This is a genomic window from Acetatifactor aquisgranensis (genome assembly GCF_943193215.1).
GTDB classification, from domain to species: domain Bacteria; phylum Bacillota; class Clostridia; order Lachnospirales; family Lachnospiraceae; genus Acetatifactor; species Acetatifactor aquisgranensis.
This window is the reverse complement of sequence record NZ_CALPDH010000093.1, coordinates 1-1,825: the sequence shown is the minus strand read 5'-3', so window position 1 is coordinate 1,825 and position 1,825 is coordinate 1. Positions and strand designations below refer to the sequence as shown.

General features: G+C 40.7%; 1 protein-coding gene. It reads right to left on the bottom strand.

All coding sequences use genetic code 11. The features are described 5' to 3' along the window. Positions 1–210 precede the first annotated feature (210 nt). Positions 211–1,794, bottom strand: a complete 1,584-nt coding sequence (locus NFS35_RS28775) for a transposase (RefSeq protein ID WP_251210377.1) — start codon at positions 1,792–1,794, stop codon at positions 211–213. Positions 1,795–1,825 lie beyond the last annotated feature (31 nt).

Here is a 1,825-nt window from a genome sequence, read left to right as displayed (position 1 = left end):
TCATTATACAATAAAAATACAGAAAAAAGGAACCTTTTACAATATCAAATGTAAAAGATTCCTTAAGTTAATGACATGATGCCGGGGTCAAAACATAGTGTTTTCTATGTTTGATACTCTGCAAGAACCTTGAAAATTTAATATTTTACAGTAGATTTTTTGTAAAAGACTTCATTGCCTTGGAATTGTTGATGTACTTCCGGCTTATTTCTATGCCAACATCGGATTTTGCGCATAATTCCCCAAGCCCTTTCGAAATCCAAAGAGCTTTCTGAAGTTTAAGGCTGCTATTTTACTTCCAAAAAAGAATTTACCCCGTTGTTTACCTCTTGGAAGTTTGTCAAGATGGTAATTCTTTCGGATATTGGCCGGAATGGTTTCTACACCATTTCTCAACCTTGCTAAATTGCCGAATTCCTCACTTTGCATATTTCTCTGGCTTTTTGCTCTGTTGGATGCATTTTTTGAGGTAATAAAAGTGGCAACTTTTTTATAAATCTTGGGGCGGCACTGATCCTGATATGGACAGCCGACACAATGATTCCGGTCAAATGAGACTCTGCATTGTCTTGTTGTTTTGGTATAAGACTGGCTTGCCGGTTCATGACCCGCAGCACATTTCAGAAGACGGGTTCCATCTTCATTGAATTCGAAATCAGCCAAAGCATCCGGTGCTTCTTTGCCAATTAGTGCGGTAGTTACCAGTTTCACGTTCTTTTCTTTCGCGAGAGCTACATTGTCCTGGCCATCATAACCGCCATCTGTAACCAGAATGATTTCTTCTTCAGACTTTTCCATTGCTGAAAGAGATTCCTGAAGGAAATGACTGTCCGTATGAGTGTTTTTATCAAACTGATAATCCGTCACTACAGAGCCATTCTTGCCAACCGTTTCTTCGATGTTCGCCGCATATCCTCTGTATGACTTGCCGGATTTGTTTCTGTAAGTGGCATCCGGATCAGATGGATTTTGAAGTGCCGATGAATTCATGGTGCCATCTTCCCTGGTCCTCAGACGACGTTTATCATTTTCAACAATTGTCTGGTCAGAAAGGCATCTGACAAAAAGCTGGTATTCTGTCGTTTCTTCAAAATCTGTTTTGCACAGTTCCAGCAAGCAGTCACCGTCTGCCAGCAAGGTTTGAATAATTGCTTCCATGTCATCATTTCTCTGATGATAGAAGATACGGTTATAATCATTCGGGTCTGCGTAATGCTTTAGCGGCTCAGGAACCATATCTGGCTGCTTCTTTGTAAGATAAACAACCAGTTTGGATATACAGGTATAGATCAGTTCCATACGGCTCAGAAAACGAATGTTAGCTTCTATCATCATGGAATCCATACGGCGTATGCGTCCATTCAGTTTCATTATCTTAGCGATTTTACCGCTGAGATCTTTTACACAGTCGTGGTACAAGTCCACACCATGAAGTGTCTCATAGTCATAGCATCTTTTACGGAAACGACTCAGGGTTTTGTCTGATATCGGCTGTTCTGCAAAGCTTGTGGTATGCAACGCGTATTGAAGGTGGAGATCAAGCATCAGATTCTCAACGATTTCATCATCAGAATAATCAAAAAGTTCCTTGATGATGAGCGCACCGATAATAACGTTTACAGGTGCATTAGGTCTGGAGGCTTTATCACTATACAAAACGGAAAAGCGCTCTTCATCTATCGCAGGAAAAACCTCATCGGCGAAGATTTTCGCCCAGGATTTTTCCAAAGCTTTTCTTTCTCGTTCAGTCGTAAGTAGGTAATCATCCGTACCTTGACTTTCAAAAATAGCCACCTGTTTATCAGGTGGCTTAAGTCATCTCTTA